Source organism: Massilia scottii, from assembly GCF_030846495.1.
GTDB lineage: Bacteria > Pseudomonadota > Gammaproteobacteria > Burkholderiales > Burkholderiaceae_D > Telluria_A > Telluria_A violaceinigra.
The window spans coordinates 79,138-104,465 of the sequence record NZ_JAVCWM010000021.1 but is presented as its reverse complement, the minus strand read 5'-3'; the positions used below and the strand labels follow the sequence as shown (position 1 = coordinate 104,465).

Genomic DNA, 25,328 nt, shown 5'->3' with positions numbered 1-25,328 from the left:
ATGGCTGCTACCCCAATCAAGCGCGGCGTCGTCCTGGTGGCGGACGACGATCCGGTCATGCGCCTGCTGATGCTCGAAATGCTCGGCCAGGTCGGCCTGGACGCGATCGAAGCGGAGGACGGCCTGCAAGCCGTCGCCCTCTACCAGAGCATGGCGCCGGACCTGATCCTGCTCGACGTCGACATGCCCAACATGGACGGCTTCTCGGCCTGCCGCGAGATCCGCCGCATCGAAACCGGCGCCCCGGTACCGATCATCATGGTCACCGGCGGCGACGACATTGAAGCGGTCACCAACGCCTACGAGGCCGGCGCCACCGACTTCGTGTCGAAACCGATCAACTGGCCGATCCTCGGCCACCGCGTGCTGTACGTGCTGCGCGCCAGCGACGCCATCGTGCGGCTGCGCATCGCCGACGCCCACAACCGCGCGGTGCTGGCCGCCATCCCCGACACCTTTTTCCGGCTCGGCAAGGACGGCGTCTACCTCGATTACGAACAGGGCCACGACGCCTCGGCCGCCATTCCCGCGGAACTGTGCGTGGGCAAGCACATCACCGAAGTGCTCCCGCGCGACATCGCCGAACGCCTGCTCGAACAGATGCACTGCGTGCTCGATACCCAGCACGTGCGCTCGGTCGAATATGAACTGGCCAGCTTCGGCATGGTGCAGCACTTCGAAGCGCGCCTGGTCGCCACCGGACCGGACGAGGTGCTGGGCCTCGTGCGCGATATCAGCGAGCGGCGCCGCACCGAGGAACAGATCCGCCGCCTGGCCTATTGCGACAGCCTGACCGGCATTCCGAACCGCCAGGCGTTTCTCGAAACGCTGGAACGCGAACTGCACCGCTCCAAGGTCGGCAAGAAAAAGTTCGCGGTGCTGTTCATGGACCTCGACGCCTTCAAGCGCATCAACGACACCCTGGGCCACAACGTGGGCGACCATCTGCTCAAGATCGTCTCGGAGCGACTGCGCGAAACCATCCGCCCGAGCGACCTGGTCTCGCGCGGGGACCAGTCGCACAACCTGGCGCGCCTGGGCGGCGACGAATTCACGATCCTGATTCCCGACCTGGAGCGGGTCGAAAACGCCCTCAATGTGGCGCACCGGGTCAAGGAAGCGATGCGCCGTCCCTTCCTGATCGAGGGGCACGAAATTTTTGTCACGGCCAGCATCGGTATTTCGCTGTTCCCGGAAGACGGCGACGATTGCGACTCGCTGCTCAAGTTCGCCGACACCGCCATGTATCACGCCAAGAACTGCGGCAAGAACAACGCCAAGTTGTACAGTTCTTCGCTGACGATGCAGATCATGAGCCACGTGAAGCTCGAAGTGGGCTTGCGCAAGGCGCTCAAGAACGAAGAGCTGTATCTGCTGTACCAGCCGCAGATCGACGTGCGCTCGTCCGAGATCGTGGGCGTCGAAGCGCTGGTGCGCTGGCGCCATCCCGAGCGCGGCATCATTTCGCCGACCGAGTTCATTCCGCTGGCCGAGGAAACGGGCTTGATCGTGCCGATCGGCGAGTGGGTGCTGCGCACTGCCTGCAGCCAGGCCAAGGCCTGGCAAAAGGCGACCGGGCGCGCGATCCGCATGGCGGTCAATTTATCGGCCAAGCAGTTCAAGGACGAGAACCTGACCCAGATCGTGCTCTCGGCGCTGCACGACTCGGGGCTCGATCCCAAGATGCTGGAGCTGGAGCTGACCGAAGGCACGCTCATGGACGACGCCAAGGCGACCATGGCGACCCTGGAGCAGCTGCGCGGGATCGGCGTGTATCTGTCGATCGACGACTTCGGCACCGGGTACTCGTCGATGAATTATCTGAAGCGCTTCGATGTGCGCGCGCTCAAGATCGACAAGAGCTTCATTTGCGGGCTGCCGCAGGACTCGGAAAACGCCGCGATCACGCGCGCCATCATCGCCATGGCGCATGGATTGAAGATGGTGGTGGTGGCCGAAGGCGTGGAGACCGATGAACAGCTGGTGCTGCTGGAGGAGTACGGGTGCGATCTGGTGCAGGGGTTCTACCTGGGGCATCCGTCACCGCATGAATCGATCACGCTGATGCTCAATAAAGCTGGGGCGATGGCGCTGGCGATGAAATAGGGCGGGAGCAGCCTCACAACGCCGTCCCCGCGCCAGGGCGCGGGGACGGCGGTTCGATCCGGGTTACTTGAACGTCAGCGTATGCCGCGCCACCCCGGGCAGCAACGGGGTCGGTTTCCCGCTCACCCAATCGGCGTGGCCTTCCATGAAATACGGCGACAGCGGATGCCCGCTCTGCCCACCCGGCATGTTGAACACGCCCTGCTCTTCCTTCCCGGGCGACACCGTCATCCGCTCCGACTGACCGAAGTTTTTGCCCGACACGCGCGGCATGTTGGCGTCGCCGGGCAGCATGTCGGCCGGTGCGCTGAGCCAGCGTGCCACGAACGGCACGGCGGCGGCAATCGGATGCGCAATGGCCGCCGTATTGCGCTCGCCCCACGTCGCACTTGACAGGGGCGTGCCATCGGCCGCCAGTTCCACAATCACCCGGTCGATTGCTTCGAGCTGCACCGACTGCCAGTTCGCGTGCCCCGGCGGCAGCCACGCAGCCGGCTGCTCGTCGAGCAGGCGCGTGACCACTTCCGGCCAGCGCGACGTCGCCAGCGCCATGGTCGACTTGGGATGCAGCGCGGCCAGATCGCCATTGACTCCCTCGAACAGCACATCGCCCACCGCCCACATGAAGTGGCGCGCCAGCCGGTAGCCGACCGAATCGACACTGGCGCGCCCGCTCCAGCTCTTGTTCAACAGGTCCAGGAACTGCGCGCGCTGCGGCTTGGCCTGCAGCGCCGCCGTGTCGAGCACCTTGATCGCGCGCTCGCGCCACGGGGCGACAAACAGCGCGCGGTCATCCAGCGCCACGCCGTACACGCCCGCCAGGTCGGTCTTCGGCCCGAGCGCGGCCAGACCATCGCGGATCTGGCGGTTGCGCGCGCCGATGTCGAAGCCGCCGTCGCCGAGAGTCTGCGCATGCGCGCCATTTAACTGGCGGCTATTGGCGGTCGACAGCTGGCCGCCGGGCGGATTGACCACGCGCGGATAATCGGCCGGCGCCAGCGCACCATCGAAGCTGGCCTGCCCGCCATCGACGGCCAGCGGGAAGGTGGCGCCGCTGCCCGGCTGCGTGCGGCGCGGCAGCGGGCCGGAAATAGTCCAGCCGATATTGCCCTTGTCGTCGCCGCCGACGAAATTTTGCGACGGAATGCCGATGGTGGCCGCGATCGACAGTGCTTCATCGAGCGTGTCGACCGTCTCGAGCCTGATCGGATCGAGATTGATCGAGGCCGGCGCGTGCGCCAGCCAGTGGATGGCATACGGTCGCCCGCCGCTCTCGCGCACGGGGCCGAGCGAGGTGTCGAGTACCGTCATCCGCTCGGCGGGAGCGCCCTTGACCAACATGGTTTCGACCACGGCGACCGGCTTTTCCCAGCCCGCGGGAGTACGCAACTGGTCAGGATGCTGCTTGTCCTGGCCCAGCATCACGAGGTCGAGCAGATCGGCGTAGCTGTTCGTATAGCCCCAGGCGACACGGCCGTTGCTGCCGGCGATGATGACCGGCGGCGCGCCCGGCAAGGTAACGCCGACGATGCGGCGCGGCGCGCCCTTGGCGTCCGGGTACTGGATCGCCAGGCGGTACCAGATGTTGGGCAGGGACAGGCCCAGGTGCATGTCGTCGGCGACAATGGCCACGCCATCCTTGCTGCGGCTGCCGGCGACGGCCCAGTTGTTGCTGCCGACCGCATCGATGAAGTCGGCCGAGGCAGTCTTGTGCGCGCCAGGCTGGCGCGGCTTGCCCCACCATGCCGGCGGCGCCGGCGGGATGGGCACCGGCGCGACGGCGATGCCGGCGGCGTCGAGCGGGGCGTCCCACTTGCTCGCTTCGGGCAGCAGGAAGGCCAGCTGCGCGGCGTCGCTGTGGTCGCGAATCCAGCCCCGCGTCAGTTCGCGCGGTTCGACCGTGCCTTGCAGGTCGAAGTACATCGCGCAGACCACCAGCAGCGAGTCTTCCGCGCTCCAGGGACGCGGCTTGACGCCGATCAGGGCGTATTCGAACGGGTTGGCGCCAAGCGCCGCCAGGCCGGCGTTGATGCCGGCGACATAGCGATCGAGCAGCTGGCGGTCGGCCGGGTTGAGCAGCTTGAGCGAAGCGGCCACGCGCGCGCGGAAGCGGTGCAGGCGGTTGGCGCGGTCGCGCGGCAAGGCGCGCGCGCCGAACAGTTCGGCCAGTTCGCCGGCGCCCGCGCGGCGCAGCAAGTCCATCTGGAAGAAGCGCTCCTGCGCATGCACGAAGCCCGTGGCGTAGGCGACGTCGGCACGGCGCGCGCCGCTGATCAGGGGCACGCCGCGCCCGTCGCGCGCCACCGTGACCGGGGCCGACAGGCCGGGCGCCTTGATGTCGCCGTCAAGCCGCGCCAGGCTGGCGCGCAGGTACAGCCACACGGCCAGTGCCGCGAGCACCAGCAGAACAAGCAGGCCAAGCAGCAGCCGGACCGACCAGACTTTGATTCCACGCGTACGCATAACATTCCCCGGTTTGATTTCGCAAGGCATCTTGCCAGAAAAATCAGGCTACGCGCAAACATTGTTGGTGGGACTGTTGGTGCGAGACTAGAACAAGTACGAGGTTCCCCTTAACCGTTTGATATGGATCAGGCCCCTGCTTAGCGGCCCTTTTAAGCTATGTCAAGGACATACGCGGCCGCGCGCAAAGCGCACGCGCATAAAGGAGATATCGATGCGAAAGCTCATGACGGTGTGTATTGGCGCGTTGCTGCTCGCCGGCTGCACCACGCCGCAGCAACGGGCCGCCTCGGCGCAGGCGGAAATGGACCGGATGATGGTCGTGTACGGCCCGGCGTGTTCCAGGCTAGGCTATCCGTCCAACTCGGATTCGTGGCGCAATTGCGTACTGCAACTTAGCGCGCGGGATGATCTGCAGCGCTATGGCTATCCGCATTTTCACGGTGGTGTGGGCCGGTCGCACTGGTCGCTGGGCGGTTATTGGGGGCCGTACTGGTAGCGACTGCGGCCCATTGACGGGCAAAGGCGCTCTTGGTCAGCGCCGCACGCGATTGCAGCAAGTGTTCGATGAGTTGCTGCGCATGGCGCAGCAGTGCGGGGTGGCGCGCGTCGCGCGGGTGCAGGGCCAGGCGTACCAATGGCGAAGGGTGCATCAGCCGGGCGAGCGTCCAGGCGAGCGGCGGGGAAACGATGCGCCCGGCGCGGTTGCGTGCCGCGTACACCAGGGATGGCGATAGCAAGGCGTGAGGCAATGGCGGCGGCGCTTCAGAGAACATACGTTCCATACGTTCCCGTCGAGGGCCGTCCTCGCGTGGGAATGATCGGTGCAAGGGTGGTGCCGGAGCCGACGGATTCAAGGGCTGTGCCGGAACCGCCGGATTCGCGGGCGTCTGCATCAAGACGTGAAAATGGCTCCACGTGGTTGTGTAGAGGAACGGGTAGCTGCGCACCGCCTCCCAGGCTCCATCGCTGAGCAGCCATGCCGGCGCGACGAAACCGCTGGCGGGCCAGCCGCGCTCATCGAACCATGCCAACCCCAGCTCGATGCGGCGCCTCGCCTCGGCCGCGTCAAGCGCGGCAAACTCGCCCTCCCCTTCGGTGTACACCCCCCGCAAAAACCGGCTGCGCCAGTCGCGCCGCTCCGCAGCGGTATCAACATGCGTGTAGCCATGCAGGGCGATTTCATGACCGTCGGCCAGCAGGCTGTCGAGCGCCGCCTCGCACGCAGGCGAGCGGTCCTCGCCGCCATGCCAGCGCGGCACCGCCAGCCACGTGAGGGGAATGTCGGCCACCGCCCGCACGGCCTGCAGCAGGCGCAGGCAATCGGGCCAGGTGGCCGGCGCCACATCGTGGATGACGACGCACAGCGCCGCCTGCTCATTCGGTGGCGCAGGCACGCTCGGCCTCCAGGTCGGCCCGCGCGCGCGACGCCAGCAGGCCCGCGTAGCGGTTCATCAGCTGCGGCATGATGCGGTTCCAGTCGTAGTACTCGTGCGCCTTGCGCGACGCCGCGCGCGACATCGCCGCCAGGTCCATGCGGAAGAGCGCCTCGATCCCTGCCGCCAGGCTGTCGACGCTGTTGGGCGGCACCACGATGCCCGTTTTGTCATCGATCAGTTCGGCCACGCTGCCCCCACTCGTGCCCACCACGGGCAGGCCGCACGCCATCGCTTCGGGCACGATCAGGCCGAAGGTTTCGCAGTCGCCGGGATGGACCAGCACATCGCAGCTGGCCAGCAGGCCGGCCAGCACGCGCTGGTCGCGCTGGAAGGCGATCCGGCTGGTCCGGGCGCAGTGCGGCACCGCACCGCCGCCGCCGATCAGCAGCAGGTGATACGGCGGCCCCAGCTTGCGCACGGCGTCGATCAGCACCGTCAGCTTTTTCTCGGCGGTGAAGCGGCCGGCGTAGACCAGCAGCCGCGTTTCCGGCGCCAGTCCGAGGCGCTCGCGCAGCGACGCGCTGCGGCGCTGCGGGCAAAACGTGTGGATGTCGATCCCGAGCGGCTGGTGCACCACATCGCGCACGCCGATGGCCGCCAGCTGGTGCACCATCAGCCGGCTCGGTGCGAACACCAGGTCGAACTGGCGGTACAGGTGGGCCAGGTAGGCGCCGGCGGCGCGCCGCGCGGGCTGGCCGAAGCGTTCGTGTATCAGGCGCGGCAGATCGGAATGGTAGAAGGCGACCGCCGGCACGCCCAGCTTGCGCCGCACGCGCAGCGCCGCCCATGCGCCGTGGCCGGCGTCGCCGGCTTCGATCAGGTCCGGTTGCAGGCCGAGCATGATGCGCGTGGACGCGCCGATCGAGAGCGGCATGCGAAAGCCGTTCACGCCGGGAAAGGCGATGGCGGGAACGCGCCGCAATGCCGGCGTGCCGTCGCGGCTGTCAACGTTGGTACTGAGAATGGTGTGGCGCACGCGGTTACGGCGCGCAAGCCAGGCCGCCTTGGCGTTGAGGTAAGTGCTCACGCCGCCGCCTTCCGCGGCATAAAACATGGTGATGTCTACGAGGTGCATGTTGGTGGACTCGGTTGGGAGAGCACACCATAGCAGCGCAAAGCGGGTGGAGTTTGAGCGCACGCAAACGCTCGCAGCGCGACATGGGATGGACACCGCTGGCAGCTTCTACAGCACCTTCGCCTGTCTCAGGGCGGCAATTGCATCGGCGTCATAGCCGAGGCTGGCAAGGATGTCGTCGGTGTGCTCACCCAGCGCCGGACCGAGCCAGCGGGTCTGGCCCGGCGTGGCCGACAGCTTGGGCGTGATGGCGGGCAGCTTGACCGGCGTGCCGTCGCTGAAGTGGTGCTGCTCGAACATGTCGCGGGCGAGGAACTGCGGGTCGCTCATCATGTCGCGCACCGAGTAGATCTTGCCGGCCGGGACATCGGCCGCCTGCAAGGTCGCCAGCGCGCTGGCTATGCTTTGCGTGGCACACCAGGCCTGGATCGCATCGTCGATCTCGGCGCTGCGCGGCACGCGGCCATCGTTGCGCGCCAGTTGCGGGTCCCCGGCCATGTCGATGCGGCCCATGGCCAGCATCAGGCGCTTGAAGATGGCGTCGCCGTTGCCGGCGATGACGATGTTCTCGCCATCGCCGGTGGTGTAGGTATTCGACGGCACGATGCCCGGCAGCGCGCCGCCGGTACGCTCGCGCACCACGCCGGCGTGGTCGAACTCGGGCACCAGCGACTCCATCAGATTGAACACGGCTTCGTACAGGGCCACGTCGACCATCTGCCCTTCGCCGTCCACGCGCCCGCCGGTGGCGTCGCGGTGGCGCAGCGCCATCATGGCGCCGATCACGCCGTGCAGCGCGGCCACCGAGTCGCCGATCGACACGCCCACGCGCACCGGCGGGCGGTCCGGATGGCCGGACACGTAGCGCAGCCCGCCCATCGATTCGCCGATGGCGCCGAAGCCCGGCTGGTCTTTCATCGGGCCGGTCTGGCCGAAGCCGGACAGGCGCACCATGATCGCGGCCGGGTTGAGGGCCTTGATCTGCTCATAGCCGATGCCCCATTTTTCGAGCACGCCGGGGCGGTAGTTTTCGATAATGATGTCCGCTTCCAGCGCCAACTGCCTGGCGATGGCGCGCCCGCGTTCATCCTTCATGTTGAGGGTGATGCTTTTCTTGTTGCGCGACTGGACCGACCACCACAGCGAGGTGCCGTCCTTGAGGATGCGCCACTGGCGGATCGGGTCGCCGCCATCGGGCGCTTCGACCTTGATGACGTCGGCGCCGAATTCGGCCAGCATGCGCGCACAGAACGGGCCGGCGATCAGCGTGCCCAGTTCGAGCACCTTGATGCCGGCCAGCGCGCCGGGCTTGAATGGCGGCGCCGTCATCAGGTGCTGCGCCGGTCGAGCATCGCGCGCGCGATGGTGCCCGGGTCGACGTATTCGAGTTCGCCGCCGACCGGCACGCCGCGCGCCAGGCGGCTCACCTTCAGGCCGCGCGCCTTGAGCATTTCGCTGATGTAGTGCGCGGTGGCTTCGCCTTCGTTGGTGAAATTGGTGGCCAGGACCACCTCGCCGACCACGCCGTCGGCGGCGCGCACCAGCAGTTTTTCGAGGTGGATGTCCTTCGGGCCGATGCCGTCGAGCGGCGACAGGCGGCCCATGAGAATGAAGTACAGGCCCTTGTAGGTCAGGGTCTGCTCGATCATCATCTGGTCGGCCGGCGTCTCTACGACGCACAGCAAGGTGGTGTCGCGCTGGTCGTCGAGGCACAGGTCGCACACGTCGGTTTCGGCGAAGGTGTTACACAGGGCGCAGTGGTGAACCGCGTCGACAGCCTGGTACAGCGCGCGCGATAGCATGGCGGCACCCTCGCGGTCGTGCTGCAGCAGGTGGTAGGCCATGCGTTGCGCCGACTTCGGGCCGACGCCGGGCAAGCGGCGCAGCGCTTCGGTCAGGAAGTCGAGCGATTTGGACATTTAGAACGGCATCTTGAAGCCGGGCGGCAGCTGCATGCCGGCGGAGAGGCCACTCATTTTTTCGGCGGACGTCGCTTCTGCCTTGCGCACGGCGTCGTTGAAGGCGGCGGCGACCAGGTCTTCCAGCATGTCCTTGTCGTCGGCCAGCAGCGACGGGTCGATCGAGACGCGCTTGACGTCGTTCTTGCAGGTCATGACGATCTTCACGAGGCCGGCGCCGGACTGGCCTTCGACTTCGACGCTGGCCAACTGTTCCTGCGCCTTCTTCATGTTGTCCTGCATGGCTTGCGCCTGTTTCATCAAGCCTGCGAGCTGGTTCTTCATCATGGTGGTTCTCCGGGATTCAAAAAATGGTCAATAAGGGGGTGTTTGGTTCAGGCGGGGGCGCCGGGGGCGGCGGCGGGACGCACCGATCCGGGCACGATGAACGCGCCAAGGTCGCGCATCACGTCTTTCACGAACGGGTCGTTGGCCACGGTTTCCTCGGCCACGCGCTGGCATTCTTCGCGCCAGGCGATCGCTTCGGCGCTGGCCGTGTACCACACCGGACCGATGTCGATCTCGAGGTGGATCTTGGTCGCGGCGAAGCGCTCCTGCAGTGCGGCGCACAGTTTTTCGGTATTGCCGCTGGCGCGCAGGGTGTCGATCGGCACGCGCAGGCTGAAGGTGGTGACGTTACCGTCCACCACGCAGGAAACCAGTTCCGTCTGCAGCGCCAGTTGCTGGGACACGCCGCGCAAGGTCAGGCCGGCGGCGAGGCCGGGCCAGTTGCCGTCCCAGTCGATCTCGGGCACCGGGGTGATGACGTAGGCCGGGCGCGCACGCGCGGGCGCGCGCATGGCGGCGGCCGGTGGCGCTTCCTGGGCGACGGCGGTGTCGTCGGAAAATTCGGTGACCCACGATGGCGGCTCGTCGTCCTGCATCTCGGGATAGTGCGCCTCCGGCATCGGTGGCGCTGGCGCTGGCGGCGGTGCGGCCTGCGCTGCGGCAGCCTGCGACTCGCCCTGCTCCCACGGCGGCGGCGCCTTCGATGCCGCCGGCGCGGGCGGTGGTGCGGGCTCCGGCGCGGCCTGCGGTGGCGCAGCCGCGGCGGCGTTGGCGGCGGCCTGGTTCGACATGGCGGTCGGTCGGCGCGGCGAAGAGTTCTGTCCGCGGCTGGCCGAACGCGCCGCTTCGAGGGCGGCGTTGATCGCGGCGCGCGCCGAGTTCATGGCCGGTACGCTGGCCGCTGGTGCGGGCGGCGCCGGAGCGGGTGCCGCCGCTGCTGGCGCGGGCGGTGGCGGCATGCGCGGTGCCGGTGGCAGCGGCGCGCTCACCACGGCGTGGCTGGCGACGGCTGCCGATGCGGCGCGTGCCGGCGCGGCGGCGGCTGCCGCAGCACGGGCTGGCGAGGGCGAACGGGCCGCGGCCGAACCGGTCGGCGGCGCGCCTTCGGCGCCACCGTTACCGGGGCGGAAAGCGAGCATGCGCAACAGGGTCATGGTGAAGCCGGCGTATTCGTCGGGCGCGAGGCCGATCTCGTTGCGGCCGTGGACGGCGATCTGGTAAAACAGCTGCACTTCCTGGGCGTCGAAGGCCGCCGCCAGGCGCAGGATGTCGGCCAGTTCGGGCAAGTCTTCGGGCACGGCGGACGGCACGCTTTGCGCCAGCGCGATCCGGTGCAGCAAGGTGCCCAGATCCTGCAGCGCGCCGTTGTACGACAGGCTGCGGCTGGCCATTTCGTCGGCCACCGCCATCAGGTCGGCGCCGTCTTGCGCCAGCAGCGCGTCGAGCAGGCGCACCAGATACGTCTGGTCGAGCGCGCCGAGCATGCCCTGCACTGCGTCGAGCGTGACTTCGCCGGCGGCGTAGGCAATCGCCTGGTCGGTCAGCGAAAGCGCGTCGCGCATCGAGCCGTGCGCGCCCTGGGCCAGCAGGCGCAGGGCCGGCTGCTCGAAGCTGATGCCTTCCTGGCCGAGGATGTTATCGAGGTGGCTGATGATATGCCCCGGCGGCATCTGCTTGAGATTGAACTGCAGGCAGCGCGACAGGACGGTGACGGGGATCTTTTGCGGATCGGTGGTCGCCAGGATGAACTTGACGTGCTCGGGCGGCTCTTCCAGCGTCTTCAGCATGGAGTTGAAGGCGTGGTTGGTCAGCATGTGCACCTCATCGATCATGTAGACCTTGAAGCGCGCGTTCGAGGGGGCGTACACGGCCTGCTCGAGCAGCTGGGCCATTTCGTCGACGCCGCGGTTCGAGGCCGCGTCCATCTCGATATAGTCGACGAAGCGGCCGGCATCGATGGCGGTGCAGGCTTCGCACACGCCGCACGGGTCGGCGGTGATGCCGCCGTTGCCGTCAGGGCCGATGCAGTTGAGCGACTTGGCCAGGATGCGCGACAGGGTCGTCTTGCCGACACCGCGGGTGCCGGTGAACAGATAGGCGTGATGCAGGCGGCCCGATTGCAGGGCGTGCGTCAGCGCGCGCACCACGTGCTCCTGGCCGACGAGCGTGTCGAAATTCTTGGGACGGTATTTGCGGGCGAGGACTTGATAGGACATGCTGAATTTTACCGTAGATAGCGAACGCGGCGGGGATTCCCGCTCCCCGAAAAGGCAATTGTAGCAAGAGCGCGCGCGAATGCGAAACCACCGCTTGTGCGGACGGGCTGCGACTGTGCTGGGGGAAGGTACGACGGAGACTGGACAACAAGGAGATCGAAAGAGGCGAGCCTGATCTGCGGCACTTATGGTTAACGGCCGTGGCTGCTTCGTTCCCGACCTGACCAGGTTAGCCATGCCACAATGCGCAGGGGCCCGCCAGCGACAATTATAACCGACCGGGAGAATTTGTGGGAAACAGCTTGCGGGCTCATCCCGGCAGCTCGAGCACCTGCATGTTCTGCTGCAGCGAGGCGCTCATGGGCGGCAGCGCGTCGGCGGGCGTGAGCACGATTTCAAAGCCGAAGTCGACCACCACATTATTTTCCACCTTGCGAAAGCCGTTGACCGCGGCCGCGTAGCATCCCGGCGCCATATCGATCTGCTGCCAGCCCTCCTCCGGATACCACTCGAGGAACACGGCCAGGTCCGCAATGATGAGCCGGCCCGTCACCCGCAGCGGGAACGACGCGTTTCTCACAATGATCAGCTCGTCAGGAACGATGGACGGTTCCCCGGCCATGCGCACCAGTACCCGGTAGGAACTGTCGTTGACGCCAATAATGGGAATCACGATTCCCTGCTCAACCACCTTGTCGCCATCGTCGGTGGTCGTGAAGCGCCTGTACAGATTGTCGCCCTCGGCGATGTTGCCGAAGTACGCCTGCAAACCCTTGTCGTCGAACACCACGATGCCGCCAAAGTCGACCACCACCTCGAATTGCTGCATGTTCATAGCTCCACTGTCATATTGTTATCAGCAGCCGCCGGACGGCGGCCGCGGCGGCAACGCCTGTTTCCTGCCCCACGTCAGCAGCGCGGAGTAAGCCTGGCGCGGCGTGACATTGTGCGCGATGACTTCGCCCGTTGCCGGTATTTTCAGGTCGCCCCGGATATGCGATACCGCGTCCAGCCCCCTGCCCGCGGCCCGGACCAGGTCCATCGGCTTGCCGCTCCACGATCCTGTCAGGCGCCCGACGAACGGTTTTTGGGCCGCGTGAATGGCTTCATGGCTGCCCGCCACATACGGTTTCGAGAAGAAGAAGGTCGGCGTCTGGGTGTTGCTGCCGAACAGGGTCGCGACCAGGCTGGGACCGGTCGAGCGGGCCAGGCTTTGCGGCACCAGGTGGTGCCCGACATTGACCGGATCGACCCACGGCATCAGCCCCCACGGGTCCATCCAGCCGGACGGATTCGGGGCGTACGCGTACAGATTGTCGCCGCCGGCCAGCCCGATCGGGTCCGGGCTGATGAAGCGCCCGATGTCGGGATCGTAAAAGCGGAAGGTGTTGTAGTGCAGCCCGGTGCCTTCGTCGGCATACTGGCCCGGGAAGCGCAAGGGCTGGTCGATGGCGCCGGCAAGCGCCACATCGTCGTCGTTGCCGACCTTGCCCCAGGCCTGGTAGGTGCCGGCCCAGGCCAGCTCGCCCGCTTCGTCGGTCATTTCGAGCGGCGCGCCAATCAGGTCGGTATGAAAGTGATACACGCGCGCCGTGCTTTTCGCGGTGGCGATGGCGGCGGCCGTCGCGGCGGCGGCAATCACCGCATCGACCCGCGCCAGCGGCGTGTAGGCGGCGTCGGGACTGAACACGTAGCTGCTGACGGCATTGCCGCGCCGCTCCTGCACCATGCGCAGCCCCTGCCACACATAGCGCCTGACGACGCTGTGCGCCAGCCCGCCCGCTTGCGTGCGCGTGTCGGTCGTGGCGATGCGCCGGCCCAGCGGATCGTAGGCAAACCGCGTTTCCGTCACGCCCCGCAGGTTTTCCGTCACCATGCTCACCAGGCGGTCTTCGGCATCGAAACTGAAGCGCTGGATCTGGTGCGCCCCTTTGCGCTTGGTGACCATATTGCCCCAGGCATCGTACTCGAAGCGCATGTCTTGCCAGACCATGAGCCGGTTGCCCTCGACCTGGCCGCGACTCTTTTCGCCCGCGTCCTGCAGCAGATTGCCGGCCGCATCCCACACGAAGCGTTCCTGCTGCTGGTCGGCGCGGCGCATCTGGCGCCGCAGCTGCCCGGCCGCATCGTACTGAAAATCGATCGCGCCGCGCACGCTGTCGCGCTGCTCGGCCAGGTCGCCGGATGGGTGGTAGCGATAGCTGCGCCACAGGCGTCCCTGCCCCTCCGCCAGTTCCGGCGCGCTGCCCGCCGTCTGCGATGTGCGCCTGCCCAGGATGTCGTAGGCGATGCGCTGGGTCAGGCCACCCTGGGTGCGTTCGACTTCGCGATGCAGGTCGTCGCGCTCGAAGTCGCAAATCACGCCGTCGGCGCAGCGGATCTGGTGCACGTGGCCGGAACCGTAGGTGAGCATGTCGATGCGCTGGCCGTGCGGCAGCGCCAGCGATACCAGGTTGTCGAGCATGTCGAGCGAATAGCCGACCGTGCCGTCGGCGCCGTGTTCGGCCACCATGCGGCCCGCGCGGTCGTACTCGAAGCGGACCGCGCCCGCCGCCACGCCCAGCGCGGCGCCGGCGGCATCGGGCTCGGATGTCGCTTCGAGCAGGCGGTCGCCATCGTCCCAGGTGTAGCGGGTGACGGCGGTTGCCGTGGTCTGCGCCAGCACGCGCCCGGCCTTGTCGCGCTCATACAGCACCGTGCGGCGCGCGGCGCCGCCTTTCACGGCGCCGATTTTTTCGATCTCGATCAGTTCGCCCGCCGGGTCGTAGCGCATGCGCCGCTCGGCGCCATCGGGGCGCATTTCGCGCGCCAGGCGGTCGCCGGCATCGTATTCGAAGCGGTAGCGCGTGCCGGTGTCGCGGGCCAGCTCCACCACGCGGCCACGCACATCGTAGCGGTAGCGCAGGTGCTGCTGCGCGGGATCGATGGCGTCGACCACCTGGCCGCGCGCGTTGCGCACCCAGCGGCGCGCTGGCTGCTCGCCGCTGCGCTGTTCGATGAGCAGGCCAGCCGCGTCGTATGCGAATTCTTCGGTGCTGCCGTCGGCCAGCACCACCTGGGTCGGCTCGCCCGTGCGCAGGTAGTGATAGCGCGTGGCCTGGCCGAGGGCGTCGGTCAGGCAGGCCAGCTGGCCATCGGCGTTGTACTGGTAGCGCGTGACCTTGCCCGAGCAGTCGGTGCGCGACGTCATCTGGCCGCGCCGGTTCCATTCCATCTGCTGGCGCCCGCCGCTGGCATCGATGTGCGCGACCGGGAAGGGACTCAGGCCGCTCGGGTATTCGTTACGTTCCTCGCGGCCCAGCGGATCGGTCGTCGCCAGCAAGCGCCCCAGATAATCGTACTCGGCGCGCCAGCGGGAGCCGTCGGGCAGAATCAGCTCGCTGATGCGCAGGCTGTTGGCGTGGTAGGCCGTGCGGGTGACGCGGCCGAGGGGATCGGTTTCGGCGATGACGCGCGCGGCGTGGTCGTATTCGAACGCCACTTCGCGCTCGCCCGGCAGCGACACCAGCTGCGGCATGCCGGCATCGTTGTACGTGATGCGATAGCTGGCGCCATCGAAATCGGTGCACGCGACGATCTGGAAATGCGCGTCGTACTGCCAGTGCGCAGTGCGCCCCTGCTCGTCCTGGGCCCAGGTCTGGCGCGCCTCACGGTCGTAGCGAAAGCGTGTGTGATCGCCCTCGCTGGTGCCGCACGCGACCACGCGCGCGGCGCCGTCGATCTCGGCCCACTCGTAGGTACAGGTCAGGCCGAGCGCGTTGGTGTGGCTGGCCATGCGGCCGTCAAGGTAGCTGAACTGGCGCGCCACGGCGCCGTTGGCGTCGGTGACGGACACCAGCTGGCCCAACCCGTCGTAGCCATATGCGACCAGGGTGCCCGGGGTTCCGCCATCGGTGCAGTCGATCGCGGTCAGCCGCGATGGCGATTCGGCGTAGCGCAGCTGCAGCTGCTGGCCGCCGCTGGTGCGGATCATGCTCACGCGGTTGGCGTCGTCGCGGGTGTAGCTGTGCCACTGGCCGGTGCGGTCTTCCTTGCGCCGCACCCAGGCGATGTCGCCGCCGGCGTCGAGAAGGCCGAAGTCGTGATACACCTCGTTCAGGTCATACAGGATGAACTGTCCGGTGGCGGTGCAGGCCAGGTAGCACTGCTCCGCTTCGCTGTAGGCGCAGTGGCCGGGCTGCACCAGCGGGAAACCGGTTTCGCGGCCCTGGGCATCGGTCAACCAGATCATGCCGTCGCGCTGCTGCAGGCGCAAATCCCATGGCAGTACCCATCCCTTGCCCAGGCTGCCCTCGAAAGCGAGGTCGCTGCCGTAAAAGCGCGCACAGACCAGCGGAATGGGACTCTGGAGCACGGCGTCGATTTCGTGCTGGGCCAGCAGCACCTTGCGCCCGGTCGCCACCTCGACCGGGTTGCCGAGCAAGCCACCCATCACGCGCGAAATGACCGGGGCGGCCACGTAGCGGCCGACCGCTTCGCCGGCCACGTAGCCGGCGATGAATTTCGCCGCGCACGGCAGCAGCGCGCGCGACAAGCCCCCGGCGGCCTTGACCAGGCCGGCCAGCCCGCCCGCCAGCCCGGCCAGCGCGAACGCCCAGTCGACCGTGGTGCGCAGCCAGGGCGGCACTTCGTCGGCGACCGGCAGGTATTCTTTTGTGCCGCCGCCGATGAACACGTTCGATGACCCGCCGTCGATCTCGGCGCCGCAGACCGTGTGGTCTTTCTTGCGCGCCGCGCCGAAGCCGTTGATAAAGACATTGGTCGACCCTTCCGCCACCAGCGGCACCGGGCTGTGCTTGTCGCACAGAACCGTGCTCGCCTTGGCGAAGGCGGCCGCCAGGCTGTTGGTAAAGACAGTGGGCGAGCCGCTGGTGATGGCCCCGGCGGTCGACATGATCGACTTCCCGATCGCCTCGCCTATGCCGAGTATCAGCGAGCCGCCCACCCCGGCCGCCAGGCCGGCGAGCAGCGCGACGCCAAAACCGCAGGTGAAGGTGGCAAACGCGACGGCGGCGATCAGGGCGATGCCGATCAGGGCGCCGACCAGAAATCCGGCCAGGGCGCTGCTGTGGGCAATGGGGTCGGTGAGGCGGGCGGCTTCAAACATGGCGGGCTCGTACCTGGTTGGTGAAGGCCGGTGCCTCGGCACGCCTTTTCCGGTTTGTCATCGGACGCCAGTGTGCGCCCGGGCTTGTTATCGGTGCCAGCTTGGCACTGGACGAAACCACAAGGATACAACTATAGCAACAATTGATCAGTGCAAGAATACACCGAAACGGACGACGTTGTCACCACACCGCACAAGCGCAAGTCCGGATGGCGGGGGCTTGCCGCCAAGCCCCCCCCGTTCTACAACTTAAATACCCAGCTCCTGCCAGATCGAATCGACCCGCGCCTTCACTTCCGGCGTCATGCTGATGGTCGTGCCCCACTCGCGGTTGGTCTCGCCCGGCCATTTATTGGTCGCGTCGATGCCCATCTTGCTGCCCAGCCCACTGACCGGCGAGGCAAAGTCGAGATAATCGATCGGGGTATTGTCGACCAGCAGCGTGTCGCGCATCGGGTCGACCCGCGTCGTGATCGCCCAGATCACCTCTTTCCAGTCGCGGATATTCACGTCCTCGTCCACCACCACGATGAACTTGGTATACATGAACTGGCGCAGGAAGCTCCACACGCCGAACATCACGCGCTTGGCGTGGCCGGCGTACTGCTTTTTCATCTGCACCACGGCCATGCGGTAGCTGCAGCCTTCGGGCGGCAGATAAAAGTCGGTGATCTCGCTGAACTGCTTTTGCAGCAGCGGAATGAACACTTCATTGAGCGCCACCCCGAGCACGGCCGGCTCGTCGGGCGGCTTGCCTGTATACGTAGAGTGATAAACCGGGTCGCGCCGCATGGTGATGCGGTCGATGGTAAACACCGGAAAACTGTCCTGCTCATTATAGTAACCAGTATGGTCGCCAAACGGCCCTTCCAGCGCGTGCTCGTAGCCGGTCGGATGATTCGGATCGGCGTAAATATGCCCTTCCAGCACGATCTCGGCCGAGGCCGGCACGCGCAGTTCGCTGCCGATGGCCTTGGTCAGTACCGTGCGGCTGCCGCGCAGCAGGCCGGCGAACTGGTATTCGGACAGGCTGTCCGGCACCGGCGTGACCGCGCCGAGGATGGTGGCCGGGTCGGCGCCCAGCGCCACCGCCACCGGATACGGCTGGCCCTTGGTGGCAATGCCATGTTCGCGGAAGTCCAGTGCGCCGCCGCGGTGCGCCAGCCAGCGCATGATGACCTTGTTCGGCCCGATCACCTGCTGGCGGTAGATGCCCAGGTTCTGGCGCTTCTTGTTAGGGCCTTTGGTAATCACGAGGCCCCAGGTGATCAGGGGCGCGATGTCGCCCGGCCAGCAATGCTGGATCGGCAGGCGCGCCAGGTCGACGTCGGCACCTTCCCAGACGATATCGTGGCAGGCGGCGCCGCGCACTTCCTTGGGCGACATGTCCCACACGGCCTTGACCAGGGAGCCGAGCCCCATCAAATCCTTGAAGCCCTTGGGCGGTTCCGGCTCCTTGAGGCGGGCCAACACATGGCCGATCTTGCGCAGCTCGCCCACGTCGTCGGCGCCCATGCCGAGCGCCACGCGGCGCGGCGTGCCGAACAGGTTGCCGAGGACCGGAATCGTGTGGCCGGTCGGATTTTCAAACAAAATGGCCGGTCCGGCAGCCCGCAAAGCGCGGTCGCACACCTCCGTCATCTCCAAATAAGGGGAAACTGGCAAGGAAATGCGCTTTAATTCGCCCATTTCTTGCATTTTCGACATGAAATCGCGCAAGTCTACGTAATTCATCGGGTTTAAATTCTTTTTTTCATGTGAGCATGGTTGTTCAATTAGCCATGGCAAGTGGTTGATTTCATAGGACTTTGCTGCAACGCAGCACAAAAAGCTAGATCTAAAAGTAATATAGAACGTTTGTGTTAGTATTGACTTAGTATATACCCGCTTCTACAATTCGCCCTACTTGATGAGCAGGCACTGTCTACGAACTCGATTCTAGCCTGTCTCATAACTTCACGGGGTCGGGGCCCCAATGACATTTTAAGGAGTGTTTTCAATAGGCGTCTGCCTTCTCCCCCGAAAAAGTTGTTTAGCTACTGGTCCAATACCACAGGGAACGACCAGCTGAAGCGAGCAATGACGGCGTTAATCGCGCGCCCACGCGGCGGCGATGGACGATATTTCTGATGCACGGCACAAGTCTGCCCGCTGCGCTAACGCGCGGTGCCGGGATGGCTTTTTCCGCGACAAAGGGGAATTCGATGATACATCGTTTCAACGGGGCGACAGCAAAGCTCGCCCAAACCATGGCCAGCCAGCCATTCACGTGGTCTTCCGTGAGCAAAACGGCGCGTGGTCTCCTGACTACAATGCAACACACACTGACGTTTTTCGGTGTTTCCGCACTGGCCATGATGGCTTTGCTCTACATGCGTCCTGAACTGGCGCACGAAGCGTCGCAACTGCTGGCAGCGCCGCACAAGCCGGCGCCCGTCGTCGTCGTCGCGCGCCCGCCCGTGCAGGCGCCTGCCCTGTCGGCCCTGATGACGGCACCGGCACCCGCACCAGCCGTGCTGGCGCCGAACGAGCCGCCGATTCTGGCGCTCGACGACAAGGCGAACCACGCCAACCGCAAGCAGCAGGAGTTCGTGACCACCTGGCTGTCCAAGCGCTACCGCGTGGCGGGCGACGCCGCCAACATGCTGGTCTCGACCGCCTATTCGACGGCGCGCGAAATCAAGCTCGATCCGCTGCTGATCCTGGCGGTGATGGCCATCGAATCGGGTCTGAACCCGTTTGCCGAGAGCCCGGTCGGCGCGCAAGGCCTGATGCAGGTCATGTCGAAGATTCACCATGAGAAGTTTCAGGACATGGGCGGGACCAAGGCCGCGCTCAATCCCGTGGCGAATATTCGCGTCGGCTCGCTGATCCTCAAGGAATACGTGAAACGCGGCGGTTCGGTGGAAGCCGGCCTGAAGACTTATGTGGGCGCCGCAGCCTTTGCAACCGACCAGGGTTATGGTTCGCGCGTGATGAACGAGTATCAGAAGCTCAAGCTGGTTGCGAGCGGCAAGAAAGTGCCGACGTTTACGGCGCCGGCCGCGCCGAAGCCGGTCCTGGTGGAGAAAGCCTCGCAGGAGCAGATCGCCGGATTGTAATTTGCCGCTATATATAGATGTAAAAAAGCCCGATGCTTGCATCGGGCTTTTTTTATGCGCGCTTCCCGCTCGGGAAGCAGAGGCGGAACCCCGGCGCAACTGCCATCGATTCCCGCCAGCGAGAAGACGATGGCGTTCAAGGTGCCGCCCAGCTTAGCGGCGCGTGTCGCCCGCGACTTCGTCGGCGCGCAGCCTCGGCGCCAGCTTGTCGAGTACGCCGTTGACGTACTTGTGTCCGTCGATACCGCCGAACGACTTGGTCAGCTCGACCGCCTCGTTGATGACAACGCGATAAGGAATATCCAGGTTGTTCTTCAGCTCGAACGCGCCGATCAGCAGCACGGCGTGCTCGATCGGTGACAGTTCGGCCACGCCGCGGTCGATCAGGGGTGCAAACGCTTCGCGCAGGGCAACCGAATCCTTGATCGCGCCGTACAGCAAGACCGCAAAGTGGTCGGCGTCGGCCTTTTCGAAGCCGTGCGCTGCCCGGATGTTGGTCACGACCGTGGTGGCGTCTTCATTGTTCAGCAGCCACTGATACAGCCCCTGCAAGGCGAACTCGCGCGCCCGGTGACGCGGCGTGCGGTTCTTGCTGGGGTTGGCGTGCAAGGTTTTCTCTGTCATGGTGTTCTTACCTTCTTATTACCGTTTGTTCTTAACTACGTGTTCTGGACAATGTACTGCTGACGCCGCGAACTCAGTCTTCTTCGGCTTGCAGCTCTTCGAGCGCGATCAGCAGATTGGCCATCTCGACGGCGCAGCGCGCCGCTTCGGCACCCTTTTCCGCCATGCGCGCTTCGGCCTGCTCGTCGTTCTCGGTGGTCAGGACGGCATTGGCGATCGCGATGCCGTAGTCGAGACCGATGCGGGTGATGCCGGCGCCCGATTCGTTCGAGACCAGCTCGAAGTGATAGGTTTCGCCGCGGATGACCGCGCCGAGCGCGACCAGGGCATCGAACTGCTGGGTCTCGGCCATCTTTTGCAGCGCCAGCGGAATTTCCAGCGCGCCGGGCACGGTGACGTGCAGCACGTCTTCGTCGCTCACGCCCAGGTGCTTCAGTTCAGCCAGGCAAGCCGACAGCAGTCCATGGCCCACATCGGCGTTAAAACGCGCCTGGACGATGCCAACGCGCAGGCCTGCACCGGTCAGATTGCTTTCATAAGTTCCTACGGTCATGGCAGACCCCTTTTATATGTGTGATTGAATGAGAAGTGTACCGCGTCAGGCAGCCGGCTTGGCGGATGGCTCGCCGTTCGGCTTGCCGTTCGGCTCGCCGTTCGGCCTGGCCCGATAGCCGGTCACTTCCAGGTCGAAACCGGTCATGGACGGCATTTTGCGCGGGCTGGCCAGCAATTCCATCTTGCCGACTCCCAAGTCCTTGAGGATCTGGGCGCCGATGCCGTAGGTGCGCAAGTCCATGCTGGCGGCGCGCCCGGTCGGCCTGGTGTCGGCGTCCAGCGCCGCGAACTGGGCAAACAGCTGGTCGGCCGTCTCGCCGCAGTTGAGCAGCACCATGACGCCGCGGTCGGATTCCTTGATCGCCTGCATCGACGACGCCATGGTCCACGAGTGGGTGGTCGCTTCGCTGTCGAGCAGGTCGAGGATGGACACCGGCTGGTGCACGCGCACCAGGGCATCGAGGTTCGGGGCCAGGTCGCCATGCACCATGGCCAGGTGGGCCGAGCCGCTCGGCTTGTCGCGGAACGCGATCAGGCGGAACTCGCCGTAGGCGGTCTGCATGGTGCGTTCGGCAATGCGTTCCACCAGACACTCGTTCTGGCCGCGGTAGTGGATCAGGTCGGCAATGGTGCCGATCTTCAGATTGTGTTCCTTGGCAAACTCCAGCAAGTCCGGAAGGCGCGCCATGGTGCCGTCGTCCTTGAGGATTTCGCAAATCACCGAGGCCGGCGTCAGGCCGGCCATCTCGGTCAGGTCGCAGCCGGCTTCGGTGTGGCCGGCGCGCATCAGTACGCCGCCGCGCTGGGCCTTGAGCGGGAAAATGTGGCCGGGCTGGACGATATCGGCCGGGCTGGCGTTCTTGGCCACCGCCACCTGGATGGTCTTGGCGCGGTCGGCCGCCGAAATGCCGGTGGTCACGCCCTCGGCCGCTTCGATCGACACCGTGAAGTTGGTGCCGTAAAAGGTTCCGTTGCTCGACGTCATCATCGACAGGTTGAGCTGCTTGCAGCGCTCTTCGGTCAGGGTCAGGCAGACCAGGCCGCGCGCGTGCTTGACCATGAAATTGATGGCCTCGGGCGTCACGAAATCGGCCGCCAGCACCAGGTCCCCCTCATTTTCACGGTCTTCTTCATCGACCAGGATGACCATGCGTCCTGCGCGCAACTCTTCAACGATTTCGGGGGTACTGGAAATAGACATAAAAGATCCTCTGATGCGACAAAGCTGCTGGAGCGTAATCCGCTATTTTAAAGGATTTACCCGACTTCAACCGCCCTAAGCTTGGGAAGATTCCGAGGAGGTGCGGCGACTTCACCCATGCTTACCCAGATTCGTTGCACTGCGACAACAATATGAGGTAAATGATAAGGGAATGTTACTTTTTTCAAATCGTTCCGAAACAAATCCGGAAAGCGCGCGCCGACCTGCATTATTATCACTGCAGGCCTCGCCTTCCGTGCTTTTGCATGCCGGAGCGATGCCCGGAGCCACCGATGCCAGCACGTCCCCACTCTCACCGCACACCATCCCGCCCCCCGGAGCCTGGCGTATGTCCACGATCCTGATCGTCGACGACCGGCCCTCGAACCGGCGCTATCTGAGCGCCCTGCTCGGCCACACCGGCCATCGCCTGCTCGAAGCCTATGACGGCGCGCACGCGCTGGCCCAGGTGCGCACCGAGCGGCCCGACCTGATCATCACCGATATCCTGATGCCGGCCATGGACGGCTACGAATTCGTGCAGCAGCTGCGCGCCGACCCGGAACTGGCCGCCACCCGCGTGATCTTTTACTCGGCCATCTACGCCGTGAGCGAAACCACCGCGCTGGCGCGCAGCTGCGGCGTGACGCGGGTGCTGGCCAAGCCGGCCGACCCGGAAGACATCCTGGCCGCGGTGCACGGCGAACTGGGACTGTCCGGCAGCGCCAGCATGCACGATCAGGGTCCGCCGCCGGACGACGGCGCGCCAGTCCTGGGCGCGGACCTGGGCAGCAGTATCGACGACGCGCTGGTGTCGGCGCGCCAGGCGCTCGGTGCCCTCTTGCTGCGCCATGGCGCCACCGATGCCGCCCTCGGCGCGGACCTGAACACCCTGCTGGGGGAGCGCATGAGCGGCTTGCGCAGCCTGGCAGCGCGCCTGGGCGCCATGGAGGAAATGAGCCTGCGCCTGACCGGCGAGCGCAATGCCGACGCGATGATCGGCGTGTTCCTGCAGGCCGCCGGCGCCATCCTGGACGCCGACTGCGTGGCCGTGTGCCTGCTCGACAGCGGCGAACAGCGCGTGCGCCACCTGGCCGCGCGCGGGGTCGACAGCGCGCTGCTGGCCGGACGCGCGCTCGATACGCGCCAGCTGCCCGGCGCCCTGCTCCAGCAGCCCCTGGCGCTGCGCCTGCAGGACGGCGCGGCGCTGCCCGAGGGCCATCCGGCGGTGGACGGTTTCCTGGGCCTGGCGATCCGCGACCGCAACCACCTGTACGGCTGGATGTACTGCGCCCGCGCGCCCGGCGCGACGCCGTTCAGCCACGAAGATGAACGCATTGGGGTAACCCTCGGCGCCCAGCTGGCGGTAGCCTACGAAAACCTCGGCCTGTATGAAGTGGTGCAGCGCCACGCCGCCCAGTTGCAGCTGGAAGCGGCCGCGCGCCTGCAGGCCGACCGCGCCCTGCGCGACAGCGAACAGCGCCTGCGCCTGTCGGCCCGCATCCTCGAGAGCACGCAGGAAAGCATCATGATGACCGATGCGCAGGGCGCCATCATCGCCGTCAACCCGGCCTTCGAGCACATTACCGGCTACAGCGAAGCGGAGGTGGTGGGCCGCAATCCGCGCCTGCTGCAGTCGGGCCGCCACGACAGCGCGTTCTACCGCGCCATCTGGGCCAGCCTGGGCTCCAGCGGCCAATGGCGCGGCGAAATCACCAACCGGCGCAAGAACGGCCAGGTATATCCGGAGCGGATCAGCATCAACGCCGTGTGCGGGGCCGGCGGCGCGGTCGACGCGTATGTGTCGGTATCGAGCGACATCAGCGCGCTCAAGGCCGCCCATCACCAGGTCGACTTCCTGAGCAACCACGATCCATTGACCCTGCTGCCGAACCGCTCGGTGCTGGTCGACCGCATGCAGCAGGCAATCGCCTCGGCGCGCCACGGCGACCGCCAGATCGCCCTGCTGCTGTTTAATATCGACCGCCTGCAGCGCATCAACGACAGCCTGGGACACGAAGCCGGCGACGCCCTGCTGCAGGAAGTGGCGCGCCGCGCCGGCATGCTGGCCGGTCCCGCCGACTCGCTGGCGCATCTGGGCAGCGACGAATTCGTGCTGCTGCTGACCGAATGCCTGGACTCGGACGCCATCATCGTCGCGGTGCGGCGCCTGATCGACGAGATCGCGCAGCCGTTCCAGGCCGACGGCCATGAACTGATCGTCACCACCAGCGTGGGCATCAGCATCTACCCGCGCGACGGCGCCAACCCGAGCGAGCTGCTGAAAGCGGCCGACGTGGCGCTGTCGCACATGAAGGATGCTGGCCGCAACGGCTTTCGCTTCTTCAAGGGCGAGATGAACGCGCACGCGCTGCGCTGGATGGCGCTGGAAACGCACCTGCGCCGCGCCATCGAACGCAACGAACTGTCGCTGCACTACCAGCCGCAGGTGGCGCTGGGCAGTGGCCGCATGTGCAGCATGGAAGCGCTGCTGCGCTGGAGCAGCCCGGAACTGGGCCAGGTCGGGCCGGGCGACTTCATCGCGCTGGCCGAAGACACGGGCCTGATCCTGCCGATCGGGAACTGGGTGATCCGCCAGGCCTGCATGCAAAACAAGGCATGGCAGGACGCCGGCCTGCCCCCGCTGCGGGTGGCGGTCAACGTCTCGGCGCACCAGTTCACGGCCGGCACGGTGCCGGCCGTGGTGCGCGAGGCGCTGCGCGACAGCGGCCTGGCGGCGCGCTACCTGGAAATCGAACTGACCGAAAGCGTCATGATGCGCGACAGCGAAGCGGCCGAAAAGCAGCTGGCCGAACTGACCGACATGGGCGTATCGATTTCGCTCGACGACTTCGGCACCGGCTACTCCTCGCTCGGCTACCTGTCGCGCTTCATGCTCGACAAGCTGAAGATCGACCAGAGTTTTGTGCACAACATCATCAGCGATCCGCGCAGCGCCGCCATCGCCCAGGCCACCATCGCGCTGGCGCACGGCCTGTCGCTGACCGTGGTGGCCGAAGGGGTGGAAACACCCGAGCAGCTGGCGTTCTTGCAGCGCATCGGCTGCGACGAGGTACAGGGCTACCTGTTCAGCCGTCCGCTGGCGGCCGACGCGATGGCGCTGCTGATGGCGTCCGATGCGCGCCTGGCGCTGCCGCCGCCGCTACCCGTCTCGGCAAAGGAGTAGAATCCGCG

Annotated in this window: 16 protein-coding genes and 1 other RNA gene; 3 read left to right on the top strand and 14 right to left on the bottom strand. The window is 66.2% G+C overall.

Annotated features, from left to right (window positions below; translation table 11 throughout):
* A complete protein-coding gene (locus RBA41_RS24540; protein WP_306626855.1) occupies window positions 1–2,106 on the top strand; it encodes a putative bifunctional diguanylate cyclase/phosphodiesterase in 2,106 nt (701 codons plus the stop codon).
* A 63-nt stretch (window positions 2,107–2,169) separates the two neighbouring features.
* Here the strand turns inward: RBA41_RS24540 and RBA41_RS24535 are convergent, their stop codons facing one another.
* The 11 genes from RBA41_RS24535 to ubiD all read right to left on the bottom strand — a co-directional run bounded on the left by RBA41_RS24535 (window position 2,170) and on the right by ubiD (window position 18,386).
* Window positions 2,170–4,569, bottom strand: a complete 2,400-nt coding sequence (locus RBA41_RS24535; protein WP_306626854.1) for a penicillin acylase family protein — start codon at window positions 4,567–4,569, stop codon at window positions 2,170–2,172.
* Window positions 4,570–4,964: 395 nt separating this feature from the next.
* Window positions 4,965–5,966 carry a DUF2334 domain-containing protein gene (locus tag RBA41_RS24530; protein WP_306626853.1) on the bottom strand — a complete coding sequence of 334 codons (1,002 nt, stop codon included), beginning with the start codon at window positions 5,964–5,966 and terminating at the stop codon, window positions 4,965–4,967.
* Window positions 5,947–7,083, bottom strand: coding sequence for a glycosyltransferase (locus RBA41_RS24525; protein ID WP_306626852.1), 1,137 nt, complete (start codon window positions 7,081–7,083; stop codon window positions 5,947–5,949). The genes RBA41_RS24530 and RBA41_RS24525 overlap by 20 nt, the downstream gene beginning before the upstream one ends.
* A gap of 108 nt (window positions 7,084–7,191) precedes the next feature.
* Window positions 7,192–8,412: a CaiB/BaiF CoA transferase family protein gene (locus RBA41_RS24520; protein ID WP_306626851.1), complete on the bottom strand. Its 1,221-nt coding sequence runs from the start codon at window positions 8,410–8,412 to the stop codon at window positions 7,192–7,194.
* Window positions 8,412–9,002: a recombination mediator RecR gene (recR, locus tag RBA41_RS24515; RefSeq protein WP_306626850.1), complete on the bottom strand. Its 591-nt coding sequence runs from the start codon at window positions 9,000–9,002 to the stop codon at window positions 8,412–8,414. Before recR ends, RBA41_RS24520 begins: the two co-directional genes overlap by 1 nt.
* Window positions 9,003–9,329, bottom strand: a complete 327-nt coding sequence (locus RBA41_RS24510; RefSeq protein WP_099881273.1) for a YbaB/EbfC family nucleoid-associated protein — start codon at window positions 9,327–9,329, stop codon at window positions 9,003–9,005. It abuts the gene before it with no gap.
* Between the two features lie 47 nt (window positions 9,330–9,376).
* Window positions 9,377–11,545: a DNA polymerase III subunit gamma/tau gene (locus RBA41_RS24505; protein ID WP_306626849.1), complete on the bottom strand. Its 2,169-nt coding sequence runs from the start codon at window positions 11,543–11,545 to the stop codon at window positions 9,377–9,379.
* Window positions 11,546–11,706: 161 nt separating this feature from the next.
* Window positions 11,707–11,805, bottom strand: an RNA gene (ffs, locus tag RBA41_RS24500) — signal recognition particle sRNA small type.
* A 50-nt stretch (window positions 11,806–11,855) separates the two neighbouring features.
* Window positions 11,856–12,374, bottom strand: a complete 519-nt coding sequence (locus RBA41_RS24495; RefSeq protein WP_306626848.1) for a hypothetical protein — start codon at window positions 12,372–12,374, stop codon at window positions 11,856–11,858.
* Between the two features lie 27 nt (window positions 12,375–12,401).
* Window positions 12,402–16,652: an RHS repeat-associated core domain-containing protein gene (locus RBA41_RS24490; RefSeq protein ID WP_306626847.1), complete on the bottom strand. Its 4,251-nt coding sequence runs from the start codon at window positions 16,650–16,652 to the stop codon at window positions 12,402–12,404.
* A gap of 249 nt (window positions 16,653–16,901) precedes the next feature.
* Entirely contained in the window at window positions 16,902–18,386 is a 1,485-nt protein-coding gene (gene ubiD / locus RBA41_RS24485; protein ID WP_306626846.1) for a 4-hydroxy-3-polyprenylbenzoate decarboxylase, read from the bottom strand.
* Window positions 18,387–18,901: 515 nt separating this feature from the next.
* Here ubiD and RBA41_RS24480 point away from each other — a divergent pair.
* Window positions 18,902–19,753 (top strand): lytic transglycosylase domain-containing protein, encoded by an 852-nt coding sequence (locus RBA41_RS24480; protein ID WP_306626868.1) that lies wholly within the window; start codon window positions 18,902–18,904, stop codon window positions 19,751–19,753.
* A gap of 153 nt (window positions 19,754–19,906) precedes the next feature.
* Here RBA41_RS24480 and nusB read toward each other — a convergent pair whose 3' ends face one another.
* The 3 genes from nusB to ribBA all read right to left on the bottom strand — a co-directional run bounded on the left by nusB (window position 19,907) and on the right by ribBA (window position 22,133).
* Entirely contained in the window at window positions 19,907–20,377 is a 471-nt protein-coding gene (gene nusB / locus RBA41_RS24475; RefSeq protein WP_306626845.1) for a transcription antitermination factor NusB, read from the bottom strand.
* A gap of 73 nt (window positions 20,378–20,450) precedes the next feature.
* Window positions 20,451–20,930: a 6,7-dimethyl-8-ribityllumazine synthase gene (gene ribH, locus RBA41_RS24470; protein WP_099881285.1), complete on the bottom strand. Its 480-nt coding sequence runs from the start codon at window positions 20,928–20,930 to the stop codon at window positions 20,451–20,453.
* 45 nt (window positions 20,931–20,975) lie between these two features.
* The gene (gene ribBA / locus RBA41_RS24465; protein ID WP_306626844.1) at window positions 20,976–22,133 is read right to left on the bottom strand and encodes a bifunctional 3,4-dihydroxy-2-butanone-4-phosphate synthase/GTP cyclohydrolase II; all 1,158 of its coding nucleotides are present in this window, start codon (window positions 22,131–22,133) and stop codon (window positions 20,976–20,978) included.
* A 349-nt stretch (window positions 22,134–22,482) separates the two neighbouring features.
* On the opposite strand from ribBA, the gene RBA41_RS24460 reads away from it, so the two are divergent.
* The gene (locus tag RBA41_RS24460; RefSeq protein ID WP_306626843.1) at window positions 22,483–25,320 is read left to right on the top strand and encodes a two-component system response regulator; all 2,838 of its coding nucleotides are present in this window, start codon (window positions 22,483–22,485) and stop codon (window positions 25,318–25,320) included.
* Window positions 25,321–25,328 lie beyond the last annotated feature (8 nt).